Source organism: Pseudomonas sp. SL4(2022) (assembly GCF_026625725.1).
Classification (GTDB): domain Bacteria; phylum Pseudomonadota; class Gammaproteobacteria; order Pseudomonadales; family Pseudomonadaceae; genus Aquipseudomonas.
Map to the genome: position 1 here is coordinate 925,317 of NZ_CP113060.1, position 15,409 is coordinate 940,725.

Annotated in this window: 12 protein-coding genes; 9 read left to right on the top strand and 3 right to left on the bottom strand. The window is 63.3% G+C overall.

Going from position 1 to position 15,409, the window contains the following annotated elements; all coding sequences use genetic code 11:
• Nucleotides 1-37 precede the first annotated feature (37 nt).
• The 3 genes from OU997_RS04320 to cadR form a co-directional block, all read right to left on the bottom strand.
• Nucleotides 38-766, bottom strand: coding sequence for a response regulator transcription factor (locus tag OU997_RS04320; protein ID WP_267809197.1), 729 nt, complete (start codon nucleotides 764-766; stop codon nucleotides 38-40).
• Between the two features lie 74 nt (nucleotides 767-840).
• Nucleotides 841-3,525 (bottom strand): ATP-binding protein, encoded by a 2,685-nt coding sequence (locus OU997_RS04325; protein ID WP_267809859.1) that lies wholly within the window; start codon nucleotides 3,523-3,525, stop codon nucleotides 841-843.
• Between the two features lie 119 nt (nucleotides 3,526-3,644).
• A complete protein-coding gene (cadR, locus tag OU997_RS04330; protein ID WP_267809198.1) occupies nucleotides 3,645-4,097 on the bottom strand; it encodes a Cd(II)/Pb(II)-responsive transcriptional regulator in 453 nt (150 codons plus the stop codon).
• A gap of 81 nt (nucleotides 4,098-4,178) precedes the next feature.
• Here cadR and OU997_RS04335 point away from each other — a divergent pair, with 81 nt between their 5' ends.
• The 9 genes from OU997_RS04335 to OU997_RS04375 all read left to right on the top strand — a co-directional run bounded on the left by OU997_RS04335 (nucleotide 4,179) and on the right by OU997_RS04375 (nucleotide 15,308).
• Entirely contained in the window at nucleotides 4,179-6,356 is a 2,178-nt protein-coding gene (locus OU997_RS04335; protein WP_420713237.1) for a heavy metal translocating P-type ATPase, read from the top strand.
• 12 nt (nucleotides 6,357-6,368) lie between these two features.
• On the top strand, nucleotides 6,369-6,731 hold the full coding sequence (locus OU997_RS04340) for a DUF3703 domain-containing protein (RefSeq protein WP_267809199.1): 363 nt from the start codon (nucleotides 6,369-6,371) through the stop codon (nucleotides 6,729-6,731).
• Between the two features lie 196 nt (nucleotides 6,732-6,927).
• Complete coding sequence (locus OU997_RS04345; protein WP_267809200.1) at nucleotides 6,928-8,556, top strand: methyl-accepting chemotaxis protein; 1,629 nt, start codon at nucleotides 6,928-6,930, stop codon at nucleotides 8,554-8,556.
• A 3-nt stretch (nucleotides 8,557-8,559) separates the two neighbouring features.
• Nucleotides 8,560-9,075, top strand: coding sequence for a chemotaxis protein CheW (locus OU997_RS04350; protein WP_267809201.1), 516 nt, complete (start codon nucleotides 8,560-8,562; stop codon nucleotides 9,073-9,075).
• On the top strand, nucleotides 9,072-10,316 hold the full coding sequence (locus OU997_RS04355) for a CheR family methyltransferase (protein WP_267809202.1): 1,245 nt from the start codon (nucleotides 9,072-9,074) through the stop codon (nucleotides 10,314-10,316). The genes OU997_RS04350 and OU997_RS04355 overlap by 4 nt, the downstream gene beginning before the upstream one ends.
• On the top strand, nucleotides 10,316-10,984 hold the full coding sequence (locus OU997_RS04360) for a chemotaxis protein CheW (RefSeq protein ID WP_108487568.1): 669 nt from the start codon (nucleotides 10,316-10,318) through the stop codon (nucleotides 10,982-10,984). The genes OU997_RS04355 and OU997_RS04360 overlap by 1 nt, the downstream gene beginning before the upstream one ends.
• Nucleotides 10,981-13,227, top strand: a complete 2,247-nt coding sequence (locus tag OU997_RS04365; RefSeq protein WP_267809203.1) for a hybrid sensor histidine kinase/response regulator — start codon at nucleotides 10,981-10,983, stop codon at nucleotides 13,225-13,227. Before OU997_RS04360 ends, OU997_RS04365 begins: the two co-directional genes overlap by 4 nt.
• Nucleotides 13,224-14,228, top strand: coding sequence for a chemotaxis response regulator protein-glutamate methylesterase (locus OU997_RS04370; RefSeq protein ID WP_267809204.1), 1,005 nt, complete (start codon nucleotides 13,224-13,226; stop codon nucleotides 14,226-14,228). Before OU997_RS04365 ends, OU997_RS04370 begins: the two co-directional genes overlap by 4 nt.
• A gap of 57 nt (nucleotides 14,229-14,285) precedes the next feature.
• Complete coding sequence (locus tag OU997_RS04375) at nucleotides 14,286-15,308, top strand: response regulator (protein ID WP_267809205.1); 1,023 nt, start codon at nucleotides 14,286-14,288, stop codon at nucleotides 15,306-15,308.
• Nucleotides 15,309-15,409: the final 101 nt, after the last annotated feature.

Sequence of the window (15,409 nt, forward strand, 5' to 3'; positions counted from 1 at the left end):
GCCATTCACGCTTGTGAACCTCTGTTCACAATGCGGCTCAATTGAGCTTTTCGTGGGTTATTTCAGCCTCCCCCACCAACCGATACCCCTTGCCGTAGACGGTCAGGATCAATTGCGGACGATTGGGGCTGAGCTCAAGTTTGCGGCGCAAACGCACCACCAGAGCATCCACCGTGCGCACATCGATCTCCTCGCCCACGTCCTGACCGCGACGCAAACAGGCCAGCAGATCATGACGGTTAACCGCTCGGCCACGCCGCTCGATCAGACCGATCAGCAGGGCAAACTCACCAGGCGTGAGGCTGACATCATTCCCCTGCGGATCGAGAATATGCCGGCGTAACAGATCGACCCGGAAACGTCCCAGACTCAGGCTGAAATCAGCCTCGCGTTCTCCGCCGCCACAGCGACGCAGCAGGCTGCGCACCTGAGCCAGAAGGATTCCCAGGTTCAGCGGTTTGGTGAGGTAACAGTCGGCACCTGCTTCCAACCCGACCACCCGGTCGTAGTCTTCGTCACGCACGGTGACCAGGATCACCCCCAGGTTGGGCTGGCTGCGCCGCAGTTGCGCGGTGATGGTCAGGCCATCGATATCCGGCAAACCGATATCGAGCAACACCAGCGCGGGCCGCAAACGCTCCACCAGCGCCAGGCATTGCTGCCCGGAATCAGTGGCATAGACCTCATAGCCGGCATTCTGCAGGTAAAGCACCATCATCTCGCGGATTTCCGGCGCATCTTCAACGACGACCAATTTGTCGACCATTGACCTACTCCCTGGGCTCAAGCCGGCGATTCTGCCGCAAAGTACCGGCCAGTTGCCAGCAAATGCACCCGGCCTCACTCATGACCGTGCTCCTGCTGCAAACGCTCGCGCAACAGCTGCAGGTGGCGGTCCAGCAAGACCAGCAAGGCCGGCACCTGACTCAGCCGTTCGGTCTGTTCGGCCGCCCGTGCCAGGCTGTCGAGGCCGAAATTGAGGGCGCTGCCGCGCAGGCGATGACAGATCACGGCCACCTGTTCCGCCGGAACATCCGCAGGCCCCAGCGCCGCCAGGGCGTCACGTACCTGTTGCAAGGAGTCCACCAGCGTCGGCAGCAGTCGATCAAACAGCGCGGCACCCAACCAGCCGCGCAGTACATCCAACCGGGCTTCAGAAATATCCTCACTTGTTTCAGCCGGTGTCCCGGACGGTTGCTCCCAGGTTTCAACCAACGCCAGGAACTCGTGGCGACGCAACGGTTTAGCCAGTACCGCCGTTAATCCGGCTGCTCGCCACTGATCCGGATGCAAGTCACGGGCGTTGGCCGTCAGCGCCACCAACATCGGCCCGCGGCCATGCGCCTGCTGACGAATGCGGCGGCTGGCCGTCAAGCCATCGATGTCGGGCAGGCGCATGTCCATCAGAACCAGATCAAAGGTGTTGGCGGCGCAGGCATCAACCGCCGCCACGCCACAACTGGCGGTGCTGACCTCACAGCCCCAGTCTTCCAGCAGCTCTGCAGTGACCAGACGATTGACCTCGACATCCTCGACCAGCAACACACGCAGGCCCTGCAACTGCGCCAGGCCATCCTCGCCCGGTTCGGGTTCGGCGGCCGCCTGCCAGGGCAACCACAAGTCGATGCAGGTGCCTTTACCGGTTGTACTTTGCAGTGCCAGGGTGGCACCCATGAGCTCCGCCAGCCGCGCGCTGATGTACAGACCCAGGCCTATACCCGCCTGATCCGCTTGAGGGTCACGGACAAAGGCTTCAAATATTCTCGGCTGCAGCTCCTCACGAATCCCCGGGCCAGTGTCCGTCACTCGCAGCGCCAGCCCGCTGCCACGGCACGTCAGGCTGATTTCCACATATCCCGCCTGGGTAAACTTGAGTGCATTACCCAGCAGGTTGTAGAGCACTTGCCGCAACGGTTGCGGATTGCCCAGCACAAACGCCGGCAGATCCGCTGCACATCGGGTCAGCAGACTAAGACCACGCACTTCGGCTTGCGGCCGGAAGATCGCCGCACACTCCTCGACCAACCGCACGGGGGAAAACACCTGGGCTGGCGGCAGTTCCAGTTTTTCGGCACGCGACAAGAGCATCAGTCCGTCGAGTACATCCGTCAGGCTCTGGGCAGCAACCTGCACCGTCTCGAGGCGCTGAGCCTGTTCGCGCCCCAGCGCATCGCGCCCCAGCAGCTGCAGATGCCCCTGAATGGCCACCAGCGGCGTACGCAGTTCATGGCTGAGCATGGCCTGCCGTTCCAGCGACTGCCGAGCTTCATGCAACGCCTGATCGCGGGCAACGGCCAAGGCCGCGGTGCGTTCCTCGACGCGGGCTTCCAGCGAGGCATTGAGACGCTGCAAGTCCTCGCGCAACTCATTGCTCCGCCGCAGTGCTGCCGTCACCCGGCTGCCGACCACCAGACCATGTGACAACAGGAAAAACAGCACGCCGAGCGGTATCAGATTAAGCGTGGGCACACTCAGGGAATACATCATCAGGTCGTTGACGATGGTGAAATCCAGCACCAGCATGCCCAGCAATACGCCGAGCGCCCCCGGCCGGCGTCGCCGGGCCGCCAGCAGCAACGCGGCGAGAAAATACAGCTCGCTGAGCAGCAACCACAGGGCGCAGGGATCACGCAGCAGGGTAAAGAAGGATGCCGGCAACAGCAGCGTTGCCGCAGCCCCCAGCGCGCCGACCACCAGCATCAGGCGCAGGACATGCCGCGACAGCTCAGCGGGAAACAAGCGCAGCAGCAACAGACCATAGGCGGGAGCAAACAGATGACCGGACAGGTACTCCAGCCGGTAAACCCACAACGCGGGCCACTCCAGGTAATAGTCCAGCAGCCCGCCGCTGGAGACCGCGCGCATGCCCGCCAGAATCAGAATGGCCGCAAAAGGCGCGCCGCCCAGGGAGCGGGCTGCCCCGCGGTCCATCAGCCCCATAAACAAGGCCATCATGAATGCCGCACCAACGGTCAGCAGGTACAACGCTCGCTGCCGGCTGTTGTCCAGCTGCAACGCCTGCAGCGTGCCGGCACGCACGACCATGTCGACGCCACCCTCGTGGTGGAAGTGATTGGACAATTCCACCCGCAACTTCACCCGCGCCTGTCCCAGCGGCAGTGGCACGATGGCGGGTTGTAAGCGCGGAATCTCATCGTGTGCATCACCGGGGCGGCCCAGCTGCAGCACCAGCACGCCATCCACCCAGATACGCGCGGCAGACTTGAGGTCGTCAAAATAAAGCGCCAGCTGTCTGGAATGCGCCGGCAGCAGAACCTCGCTGCGCAGTTCGATACGCCCGAAGCCCACCGCCCCCCAGGGTTTATCCGTGCCCTGGTCCCAGGTAAAGGGCAGGGTTACAAACTGCTCGGCCTGTTCCGGCTCCAGCCAAGTCAGCCGCCATTGTCCCGACAATGGCTGAGTCGCCTGCTGCTGCGGGTCCCATTGACGCAAGTCGCTGAGTGTATCGGCATACACCGGCCAGGCCGGCAGTAGCAGCAGAATGATCAGTCGCAACAGACGCATCACGTGCAGAGCGCTCCCTTATTGCTGGAAGCCGATGCGGCTTGCGGGCGGGGCCAAGAGTGCCCCGGAGTATATGAGATGCCCCGACAAACTGTGAATCAGCGCAAAATGCCAGCACCTCAGTGCCGATGGCTTTTGCCCACATGCGAGTGGCCGTCATCTGGCAGCGCGCTGACTCCGCCGCTGCTGTTCAGTTGCTGGAGAATGCCGCAGGCCTCTACGCCCTGCTCAGATGCACAGCGATGGCGCAGGTCGATCAGTTGCTGCTGCAGCGCCAGCAGACTGGTGACCCGTGCCTGAACATGACGGATATGCTCATCCACCAGGCTGTTGACGCCTTCGCAGTTCGGCTCGGGGTGATCCATCAGCGCCAACAGGCGGCGGATTTCATCCAGGGTCATGTCCAGCGTGCGGCAGTTGCGGATAAAGGTCAGCCGCTCCAGGTGCTCACTGCTATACAGGCGGTAATTGCCCTCGGTACGAGCCGGGGCCGGCAACAACCCTTCGCGCTCGTAGTAGCGCACCGTTTCAACCGGGCAATCGGCCAGTTTGGCCAGCATTCCAATCTTCATGACAACCTCGCTCACAGGTGCTTGACCCTGTAGTGGCTTCAGGGTGTTCACTCTACTCCATCGTCTAACGAGGATCGCCTGATGAATGATTGCTGCGGCCACCATCACCCGCCAAAAGCGGACGCCATCGCCACTGCACCGCCACGCGAAGGCGTATTGGACGGTGCCCTGTTCAGCCAGTTTCGCATCGAGCAGATGGACTGCCCAACCGAGCAGGCGCTGATTGAGCAGCGTCTGTACGCGCTCGCCGGGATCGAACGCCTTGAGTTCAACCTGATCAACCGCGTGCTCGGGGTCTGGCACCGCCTGCCCTCCACTACGCCGATTGTGGCCGCGATCCACGCGCTGGGTATGCAGGCCGAGCCGCTGAGCGCTGAACGGCCACCCGCCCAGCCACCACACAAGAAACCCTGGTGGCCGCTGGGACTGTCCGGGGTGGCGGCGCTGAGCGCCGAAGTCCTGCACTTTGCCGCGCTGGCCCCGCAATGGGTGGTCGCAGCCGTGGCCTTGCTGGCCATTCTGTTGTGCGGCCTGGGCACCTACAAGAAGGGTTGGATCGCCCTGAAAAACCGCAACCTGAACATCAACGCGCTGATGAGCATTGCCGTTACCGGCGCGGTGCTAATCGGCCAGTGGCCAGAGGCGGCCATGGTCATGTTCCTGTTCGCCGTGGCGGAACTGATCGAGGCTAAGTCTCTGGACCGTGCGCGCAATGCCATTCGCGGCCTGATGGACCTGACGCCCGAGCGCGCTACCGTGCAGCAGGCTGACGGCAGCTGGCGCGAGGTGGCACTCAACAGCGTCGCGCTCGGCGCCCGCATCAGGGTGCGCCCTGGCGAGCGCATTGGCCTGGATGGTGAAGTGCTCGTCGGCCACTCCACCGTCAACCAGGCGCCGATTACCGGCGAAAGCCTGCCAGTGGAAAAGACCGTCGGCGATCCGCTGTTTGCCGGCACCATCAACCAGGCCGGCGCGCTGGAATACCGCGTGCTGGCCGCTGCCGCCAACACCACGCTGGCGCGGATCATTCACGCGGTTGAACAAGCGCAGGGCTCCCGCGCCCCGACCCAGCGCTTTGTCGACCAGTTCGCCAGGGTCTACACCCCGCTGGTGGTTCTCCTGGCCCTGGTGGTTGCGCTGTTACCGCCGCTGCTGCTGGCAGCGCCCTGGTATGACTGGATCTACCGCGCCCTGGTGCTGCTGGTGGTGGCCTGTCCCTGCGCGCTGGTGATCTCGACCCCAGTGACCATCGTCAGTGGCCTGGCCGCCGCCGCGCGCAAAGGTATCCTGGTCAAGGGTGGGGTCTATTTGGAGAGCGCAGCCAAGCTGGACTACCTGGCCCTCGACAAAACCGGCACCCTCACCCACGGCAAGCCGGTGCAAACCGACTACCTGGCGCTGCACACGCTGGACAGTGATCGCTACCGCCGCCACGCCGCGAGCCTGGCCAGCCGCTCGGATCACCCGGTGTCCCAGGCCATCGCCCAACAGGCTCTCGCCGAGGGCCTGCCCACTCAGGCCGTGGAAGGTTTTGCCGCCCTGCCCGGTCGCGGTGTTCACGGCAGCATCGACGGCACCGCGCTTTACCTGGGCAATCACCGCCTGGTGGAGGAACGGGGCCTGTGCTCAGCCGAGCTGGAAGCCACCCTCGAACACCTCGAACGGCAAGGTAAGAGCGTGGTCGTGCTGTGCGACAGCAGCCGCGCACTGGCGCTGTTTGCCGTGGCCGACACCGTCAAGGCATCCAGCCGCGAGGCCATCGCCCAGCTGCATGCCCTCGGCGTGAAAACCAGCATGTTGACTGGCGACAACCCACACACGGCAACCGCCATCGCCGCACAGGTAGGCATCGACGAAGCCCGCGGCAACCTGCTGCCGGAGGACAAACAGCAGGCCATCGAAGCCCTGCAGGCACACGGCGGCGTGGTCGGCATGGTGGGTGACGGGATCAACGATGCCCCGGCGCTGGCCAAGGCGCAGATCGGTTTTGCCATGGCGGCGGCCGGTACCGACACGGCCATCGAAACCGCCGATGTAGCGCTAATGGATGACGACCTGCGCAAGATTCCGGCCTTTATCCGCCTGTCGCAGCAGACCGCTGCCATTCTCAAGCAAAACATCATCCTGGCCTTGGGGGTCAAGGCGCTGTTTCTCGCCGTCACCCTGAGCGGCCATGCCACCCTGTGGATGGCCGTATTCGCCGACATGGGCGTCAGCCTGCTGGTGGTGTTCAACGGCCTGCGCCTGCTGAAAAAATAGGTACACACGCACATGCACGCTCCCCTGCAACAGGCGATTACCGAGGCCTTTCTGCACGCCGAGCAGGCCAGGCGCGCGCACAACAGCGCTGCCGCTTTTGCCTGGTTGGAACGCGCGCACATCCTCACCCAGCGCCGCCCCCTGTTGCATGCCAAAAGCCATTGGCTGATGCTCACGCTCGGCTGGCAACAACGCGATTACCGCGAAGTGGCCGGCCAGCTGCCGCGGATGATCGCGGCCTTGCTGGCCTCGCGCATCTGGGTGCCCGTTGGCAACACCGGACGGGCACGGGGCAGCGCCTTCCGGCCGATGCCCGTGCCAGAGGAATTGCACAGGCTGCTGCACCACGCAAAGCACGCCCCTCCACGCCCCTGACGGGCAACACCGTGGGCCGTCAACGCCTGCGCGGCGGAGCCTCGGCGAGTTACGCGCTATAACTGGTTGGCTGGCCGCTGGCTGACCAGTAGCATGGCCCCAATAGCGCGATCACCGCAGCCACTCCATTGCGAGCGGCCGCTCACCCATCACCACGCACGACTATCGGCTCCATCAGCAGCTGAAGGATAGAGGGATGAAGTTAACCGTACGCACCCGCATCATCGCCAGTTTCACCGCCCTCATCACCATCTTGCTGCTATTCGCCACAACAGCCTATGTGCGCATGGTGTCGATCAAGGGCGAAACCGCACAGATGCAAGACAACGCCCTACCCGGGGTCTATTACGTCAGCAAGATCCAGAGTGCCTGGGCCGACCATGTGCTGGAGACCCATCACCTGATGCTGGGCCTTGACGATGGCACCAATGCGGCTGCACTCGCCAGCACCCAGGCCCGGTTCGCCGCCATTGAGGCCGCGCTTGATGACCTGTTAAACCGCTACCGGCAGACCAATATCAATAAGAACGAAGCGCAACTGGCTGATCAGTTCGAACAACAGCATCGCCAGTACCTGCTACTGCACAGCCAGTTAATCGGCATTCTGCGTGACGGCCCACAGCCCCAAGGCCATAGTTTCAGCACCGAACAGCTGCTACCGAAATGGGATCAGGGCCTGCAGACCCTGAACGAGCTGGTCGAGTTGAACAGAACCCTCGCCGACCATAGCGCGAGTGCTATCCGCGACGCCGTACGCTCGCTGGAGCTCGAGATCCTGCTGGCCATTGTGCTAACCATTGCGGCAGCCGGGGTCTGTGGCTGGCTGCTGCTGCAAGCCATCACCCGTCCGATCGACCACATTGTCAGCACCCTCAAGACCCTCGAAAGCGGCGACCTGTCCGTGCGCCTGAATATGCAGCGCAATGATGAATTCAACGCCATCGAAATTGGCTTCAACAGTATGGTCGGTGAACTCAAGACCCTGGTCGGCCACGCCCAGCGCTCGGCCGTGCAGATGACCACCGCAGTCACCGAAATCGCCGCCACCTCGCGCCGGCAGCAGGCCACGGCCACCGAAACGGCTGCCACCACGACGGAAATCGGTGCCACTTCACGCGAGATCACCGCCACCTCACGCGACCTGGTGCGCACCATGGGTGAGGTGTCCGACAACGCCGAACAGACTTCGATGCTCGCTGGCACCGGCCAGCTGGGGCTGAGCCGCATGGAAGAAATCATGCGCCAGGTCATGGGGGCCGCCGATGTGGTCAACGGCAAACTGTCGATCCTCAACGAGAAGGCCGGTAACATCAATCACGTGGTCACCACCATCGTCAAAGTGGCGGACCAGACCAATCTGCTCTCCCTCAACGCCGCCATCGAAGCGGAAAAGGCCGGCGAATACGGCAAAGGCTTTGCCGTGGTAGCGGTCGAAGTGCGACGCCTGGCCGATCAGACCGCAGTGGCCACCTACGATATCGAGCAAATGGTGCGCGAGATCCAGTCCGCGGTATCGGCCGGGGTGATGGGCATGGACAAGTTCTCCGAAGAAGTTCGCCGCGGCATCGGCGAAATGGCGCAGATGGGTGACCAGCTGGCACAGATCATTCAGCAAGTGCAGGCCCTCGCACCGCGTATTCAGATGGTCAACGAGGGCATGCAGGCGCAGTCAACCGGTGCCGAGCAGATCAACCAGGCCCTGGTGCAGTTGAGCGAAGCCAGCAGTCAGACCGTAGACAGCCTGCGCCAGGCCGGCGTGGCAATCGACGAGCTGAATCAGGTGGCCAGCAACCTGCGGGTTGGCGTCAGCAGCTTCAAGGTCTGAGCCATGCACAAAGCCGCCACTGCTGGATCAGCCAAGGGGGAGCTGCACCTGCTATTCCAGCTGGGCGAAGATCGCTATGCCATCAGCGCCCGCGAGGTTGCCGAGGTGTTGCCACTGCGCCAGCTCAAGCAGGTGCCGGAAACCCCGGAGTGGGTGGCTGGGGTTTTCCAGCACCGCGGACGGATGATTCCCGTACTGGATCTCAACCAGCGCGTGCTCAAACGGCCAGCACTGGAACGCAATAGCACCCGCCTGGTGCTGGTGTACTTCGATGCACAACGCGGGGCGCACGCCTGCTTACTCGGGCTGATTCTCGAACAAGCCACCAACACCCTGCGCCTGCCTGCCGATGCCTTTACCAGCAGCGGTCTGGAGGCCGCACAGCCGGATTACCTCGGGCCAACGCAGGCGGATGAGCGCGGACTGATCCAGCGCATCGACGTTCAGGGCCTGCTGGATGACGCCCTGCGCGCCGTGCTGTTCAAGGCAGCGCAACAGGCTGGGGATGCGCCAGCATGATTGCGCAAATCGAACGCCTGCTGAAATCACGCATCGGCCTTGACGCCGAATCGGTTGGCCGCAGCATGATCGAGCGCGCCGTGCGCCAGCGCATGAATGCTCAACACAAGAGCGCCCTGGAAGACTACTGGATTACCCTCAACGGTTCGTCCAAAGAACAGCAGGCGCTGGTTGAGGCTGTGGTGGTACCGGAAACCTGGTTCTTCCGCTACCCCGAGTCATTCAAGGCCCTTGCCACCCTGGCGGTTGAGAGCCACACCCGGCTAAACGCCGCGCGCCCGCTGCGTATCATCAGCGTGCCCTGCTCCAGCGGCGAAGAACCCTACTCGATCGCCATGACCCTGCTCGATGCTGGCTTCGCGCCCGAGCAGTTTCAGATTGAAGCCCTGGATGTCAGTGACAAAGTGCTGGCCCTGGCCAACCGCGGTATCTACGGACGCAATTCGTTTCGCGGCGACGCACTGGCATTCCGTGAGCGCTTCTTTCGCGTCCAGAACGACAGTTTTGTACTCCATGAACGGGTCAAAAGCCGTGTGCAACTGCGCTGCGGCAACCTGCTCGACAGCGCCCTGTTCAGCACTACACCGGCCTACGATTTCATCTTCTGCCGCAACCTGCTGATCTACTTCGACCGTACCACTCAGGTGCGCGTACTGGAACTGCTCAAGCGCCAGCTGCAACCACAAGGCGTGATGTTTATCGGCCCGGCCGAGGCCAGCCTGGCCACACAAAATGGAATGCAGGCCCTGGGTCGGCAACAAACTTTTGCGTTTCGCCTGGCGCCCGCCGAAACCGCTAAACCGATCAGCCTGAAGCCACCCAGCCGGGCACAGCCTGTTCTGCCACGCCAGCCTGCGCCACGGCCGCCAACAGCGCCGCGCAGCAGCGTGCCAGCGCGCCCCCCAACACCTGCAATGCCAGCCCCAGCGCCCATCAGCACACCCTGGGATAAAGTCGCCGAGCTGGCCAACGCCGGCCACTGCGAGCAAGCGCGCAGCCTCTGCGAACGCCATCTGCAGACAGCGGGTCCGAGCGCCCAAGCCTTCTATTGGCTGGGCCTGCTCAGCGATGTCGAGCAGCGCAGCGAACAGGCCTGTGGTTATTACCGCAAGGCCATCTATCTTGACCCGCAGCACCGCGAAGCACTGACCCACCTGGCCGCCCACCTGGAAACCCAGGGCGACCAGAGCGGGGCCCAGCGCCTGTATCGGCGTGCGCAGGAGGGAGGTAAATCATCGTGATGGATGCTGATCTGAACCAGGCACCAATTGACGACTGCTGGAACCGTATCGGCGTATTCGGTGACAAGAGCTGCGCGCGCCTGGACGCTCACATCCACTGCCGCAACTGCGAGATCTACAGTGCTGCGGCGATCACCCTGCTGGACCGCTATGGCACTGTGCTGGAACAGGACGCCAGCGGCTACGGCCAGGCTGAAGCCAGCGAAAACCAGGGTGAGCAGCGTTCTCTGTTGATCTTTCGCCTGGGTGAAGAGTGGCTGGCACTGGCCACCCGGCGCATGGCCGAAGTGATGCCCCTCTCCCCCATTCACACTCTGCCGCACCAAAAGAGCGGCAGCCTGCTGGGCGTCACCAACGTACGCGGCACGCTGGTCGCATGCCTCAATCTGGGTGAGGTGCTGGGCCTGGAGCGCAGCGAAAGTACGCAGGAAAAACGCGCCACACCGCGCATGCTGATCCTTGAAACCAACGCCGGACCACTGGTCAGCCCGGTTGATGAAGTCAACGGCATTCAGCGCATTCCCTTGGCATTGATCGGCGCCTCGGTGCAGGAAGACAAGCGCACCATCAGCCGCTTCAGCGCTGGCGTACTGCAATGGGACGGCAGGAGCATCACCCTGCTCGACGATGAACAACTGCTCGCCGCCATGATCAGGAGCCTGACATGACCCCGGATCAGATGCGTGATGCCTCGCTGCTTGAGCTGTTCCGCATGGAGGCGGAGGCGCAGAAACAGGTGCTGGATACCGGCCTGCTGATTCTTGAGCGTGACCCGGTGAATGCCGGGCAGTTGGAAGCCTGCATGCGCGCCGCCCACTCGCTCAAGGGGGCTTCACGGATTGTCGGCCTGGACAGTGGCGTAAAAGTGGCCCATGCCATGGAGGACCTGCTGGTGGCCGCCCAGGAAGGTCTGCTGCGCCTGCTGCCAGACCATATCGATGCCCTGCTGCAAGGCTCCGACCTGCTGTTGCGCATCGGCCAGGCACTGCCCGACACCGAGCTTGAATCGCAGATCCACCACGTCACTTCACGCCTGCAGGCACTGCTCGGGGCAGCCGTACCGGCCCTGCGTGAGCCGCCCACTGCCGCGCCCCCGACAACCGAGCCGACGTCCAGCGCCCAACCCGCGCCCACGCAGCCGCCCACTGAACCGACAAGCGAAGAGTACAGCCGGGTGCTGCGCGTTTCCGCCGAACGCTTCGACCACCTGATCGACCTGTCGGGCAAATCGCTGGTGGAGTTCCAGCGCATGAAACCACTGAGCGACTCCCTGCACCGCCTCAAGCGCCAGCAGGCTGCCGCACGGCGCACCTACGAAAGCCTACGCGAACAGCTGCTCGGCCTGCCAATCAGCCCCACCATAGAAACCCTGCTCAACGACGGCCGCCACCTGCTGATGGAGTGCCAGCAGCAACTGCAGAGCCATCAGGAACTGTTCGATGACTTCGCCTGGCATGGCGGCCAGCGCACCCAGCAACTGTATGACCTGGCCCTGGCCTCGCGCATGCGGCCGTTTGCCGACGTGCTGACCGGCCAGGCGCGCATGCTGCGTGACCTGGGACGTTCACTGGGCAAGCAGGTGCACCTGGAGGTTGAAGGCGAACACACCCAGGTCGATCGCGACATTCTTGAACGATTGGAGGCCCCACTGACCCATCTGCTGCGCAACGCGGTTGATCACGGCATCGAACCGCCGGCGCTGCGGGTGCGCAAGGGCAAGCCCGAAGAAGGCACGGTGCTGCTCAAAGCGCGCCATCACGCCAACATGCTGATTCTGGAAGTCAGCGATGACGGCGGCGGGGTTGACCTGGAGCGGGTCCGCCAGGCCATCATCGAGCGGCGCTTCACCTCCGCCGAACAGGTGGCGCAGATGAGCGAGGAAGAGCTGCTGACCTTCCTCTTCCTGCCCGGTTTCAGCATGAGCCAGCAGGTCACTGAAATCTCCGGGCGGGGTGTCGGCCTGGACGTGGTGCAGCACGAAATCCGCCGTATGCGTGGCAACGTGCGCCTACAACAGCACCAGGGCGAAGGCAGCCTGTTCCATATCGAACTGCCACTGACCCTGTCAGTGGTCCGCGCGTTGGTGGTGAGCATCGGCGGCGAGGCGTATGCCTTTCCCCTGGCACAGATTGAACGCATGCTGCGCCTGCAGCGTGAGGCGATTGTTCACCTCGAAGGGCGCCAGCACTTCTGGCTCGAAAACGAACACATCGGCCTGCTGTCCGCCGCCCAGCTGCTGCAATGCGCCGAGCAAAAAAGCGAAGAGGCGGACATCCCGATTGTGATGATCCGTGACCGCGAGCGCTGCCACGGCCTGGCGGTCGAACGGTTTATTGGTGAGTACACCCTGGTGCTGATGCCGCTGGACCCACGCCTGGGCAAGATCCGCGACGTGGCGGCCGGGGCCTTGCTGCACGACGGTACGCCAGTGCTGATTCTGGATGTCGATGACCTGCTCAACTCGGTTGCCAAGCTGCTTGGCGGCGGCCATCTGGAGCGTGTTGACCACAGCGGCAGCACCCGTCAGGCCAGCAGCAAACGTGTGCTGGTGGTGGATGACTCGCTCACCGTGCGCGAGCTGGAACGCAAACTGCTACTCAGTCGCGGCTATCAGGTCGAGGTGGCCGTCGATGGCATGGACGGTTGGAACGCCCTGCGCGCAGGCAGCTTCGACCTGCTGATCACCGATATCGACATGCCGCGCATGGACGGCATCGAACTGGTCAACCTGCTGCGCCAGGACCCACGCCTGCGCTCGCTACCGGTGATGGTGGTGTCCTACAAGGACCGCGAAGAAGACCGCCGCAAAGGCCTGGAAGCCGGGGCGGACTATTACCTGGCCAAGGCCAGCTTCCATGACGAAGCACTGCTGGATGCCGTACAGACCCTGATTGGAGAGGCACGCGAATGAGGATTGCAATCGCCAACGACATGCCGCTGGCCGTCGAAAGCCTGCGCCGGGCGCTGGCTGCCGAGCCGCAGTACGAGTTGATCTGGGTCGCCGAGAATGGCGAAGAGGCCGTGCGCCGCTGCCGCGAGGATCACCCCGACCTGCTGCTGATGGACATGCTGATGCCCGGCATGAACGGTGTCGAAGCCACCCGACGGATCATGCACGACACCCCCTGCGCGATCCTGATCGTCACCGCCGATGTCGAGCGCAACCTGACCCAGGTGTTCGATGCCATGGGCGCCGGCGCACTGGACGTAGTAGCCGTGCCATCACTCGGGCCGCAGCATCTGCTCGATGGCGCGGCGATCCGCCGCAAGATCCACAACATCGCCTGGATGATCGGGCACAAGGCCTCAGGCAGCGTCACCTCGGCCCCAGCCAAGACCAGTGATCTGCGCGACAAACGCCTGGTGGCCATCGGTGCCTCGGCCGGCGGCCCGGCCTCGCTGGTTGAATTGCTGCAGCAGATCCCGGCGAAGTTTCCCGCCAGCATCGTCCTGGTGCAACACGTCGACGAGGTGTTTGCCGCAGGCATGGCGCAGTGGCTGGCCAGCGAATCACACCTGCCTGTGCGCCTGGCCCAGGACGGCGAGCTGCTGCAACCGGGTGAAGTGCTGCTGGCCGGCGCCAACAACCACCTGTACTTGACCCCCGAAGGGCGGCTGGTCTACCGCCGCGAACCGGCCGATCAGGTCTACCGTCCGTCTATCGATGTATTCTTCAACAGCGTGGCCACCCACTGGTGCGGCGATGCCATCGGCGTGCTGCTGACCGGCATGGGCCGCGACGGCGCATGCGGGCTCAAGCAGATGCGTGAGCGCGGTTTTCACACCATCGCCCAGGACCAAGCCAGCTGTGCGGTCTATGGTATGCCTAAGGCGGCGGCGGCCCTGGAAGCTGCCGTGGAGATTCTGCCGCTGGACAAGATTGCCCCTTGCCTAGTCAAGCGTTTGAGTTGATGCACCCACCGCTAGCACTTTGCCAGCACCAGATGAAGTAAATGATGGAGTACTGCCATGCAACGGCCTCATGAGCATCCCCCGTTTCCTCAAGGGATACCCGACTATTCGATGATGGTGCTGCTGGTCGATGACCAAGCCATGATCGGCGAGGCAGTAAGGCGAGCGCTGGGCGAAGAGAGCGACATCGACTTCCACTTCTGCTCAGACCCGCACCAGGCCCTGCATGTGGCCCAACAGATCAAGCCCACGGTGATCCTGCAGGATCTGATCATGCCCGGCATCGACGGCCTCGACCTGCTCAGCCAGTACCGCAGCACACCGGGGCTGCGTGATGTACCTATCATCGTGCTGTCGACCAAGGAAGACCCCAAGGTCAAGAGCGCAGCGTTCGCCGCTGGCGCCAACGACTACCTGGTGAAGTTGCCGGATGTGATTGAACTGCTGGCGCGTATCCGCTACCACTCGCGCTCCTACCTTACCCTGCAACAGCGGGATGAGGCCTACCGTGCCTTGCGCGAAAGCCAGCAGCAATTGCTCGACACCAACCTGGTTCTGCAACGGCTGATCAAATCCGACGGTCTCACCGGCCTGGCCAACCGCCGCTATCTGGATGAATACATCGAAGTCGAGTGGCACCGGGCCCAGCGTGACAACAGCGAACTGTCTCTGTTGATGATCGACGTCGACTACTTCAAGGCCTACAACGATCAGTATGGGCATGTGGCCGGCGACGATGTGCTGCGCCAGGTGGGCGAGGCCTTACGCACCAGCTGCACCCGTGCCGCTGACCTCGCGGCCCGCTATGGCGGCGAAGAGTTCGCCGTGATCATGCCAGGCACCGCCTCCGGTGGCGCACGCCTGCAGGCCGAGAAGGTCCGGCGCGCCATCGAGGCGCTCGGCATCCCCCACGAGCGGCCGAAACCGGGCTCATGCATCAGCGTAAGCATTGGTATCGCCACCCTCAGGCCAAGTGAGGGGAACGACCCAATGGGCCTGATCATTAAGGCCGACGAGGGCCTCTACCTGGCCAAGCACAGTGGCCGCAATCAGGTGGCGATGGCCCCGGATAACAGCTGAGCGCCTACGACAGATAAGCGCACTGTCGCGAAACGGGACCTTGGTGTACTTGGCCGGGCCGTACGCGCGGCCTTACCTTGCCTCGTCAGCCAAACGAACGA

Coding starts and splice junctions, on each gene's coding strand:
- OU997_RS04350 (WP_267809201.1), top strand. CDS start 8,560: ATGCACAAAGCCGCCACTGCTGGATCAGCCAAGGGGGAGCTGCACCTG.
- cadR (WP_267809198.1), bottom strand. CDS start 4,097: ATGAAGATTGGAATGCTGGCCAAACTGGCCGATTGCCCGGTTGAAACG.
- OU997_RS04365 (WP_267809203.1), top strand. CDS start 10,981: ATGACCCCGGATCAGATGCGTGATGCCTCGCTGCTTGAGCTGTTCCGC.
- OU997_RS04360 (WP_108487568.1), top strand. CDS start 10,316: ATGGATGCTGATCTGAACCAGGCACCAATTGACGACTGCTGGAACCGT.
- OU997_RS04355 (WP_267809202.1), top strand. CDS start 9,072: ATGATTGCGCAAATCGAACGCCTGCTGAAATCACGCATCGGCCTTGAC.
- OU997_RS04375 (WP_267809205.1), top strand. CDS start 14,286: ATGCAACGGCCTCATGAGCATCCCCCGTTTCCTCAAGGGATACCCGAC.
- OU997_RS04325 (WP_267809859.1), bottom strand. CDS start 3,525: ATGCGTCTGTTGCGACTGATCATTCTGCTGCTACTGCCGGCCTGGCCG.
- OU997_RS04320 (WP_267809197.1), bottom strand. CDS start 766: ATGGTCGACAAATTGGTCGTCGTTGAAGATGCGCCGGAAATCCGCGAG.
- OU997_RS04340 (WP_267809199.1), top strand. CDS start 6,369: ATGCACGCTCCCCTGCAACAGGCGATTACCGAGGCCTTTCTGCACGCC.
- OU997_RS04345 (WP_267809200.1), top strand. CDS start 6,928: ATGAAGTTAACCGTACGCACCCGCATCATCGCCAGTTTCACCGCCCTC.
- OU997_RS04335 (WP_420713237.1), top strand. CDS start 4,179: ATGAATGATTGCTGCGGCCACCATCACCCGCCAAAAGCGGACGCCATC.
- OU997_RS04370 (WP_267809204.1), top strand. CDS start 13,224: ATGAGGATTGCAATCGCCAACGACATGCCGCTGGCCGTCGAAAGCCTG.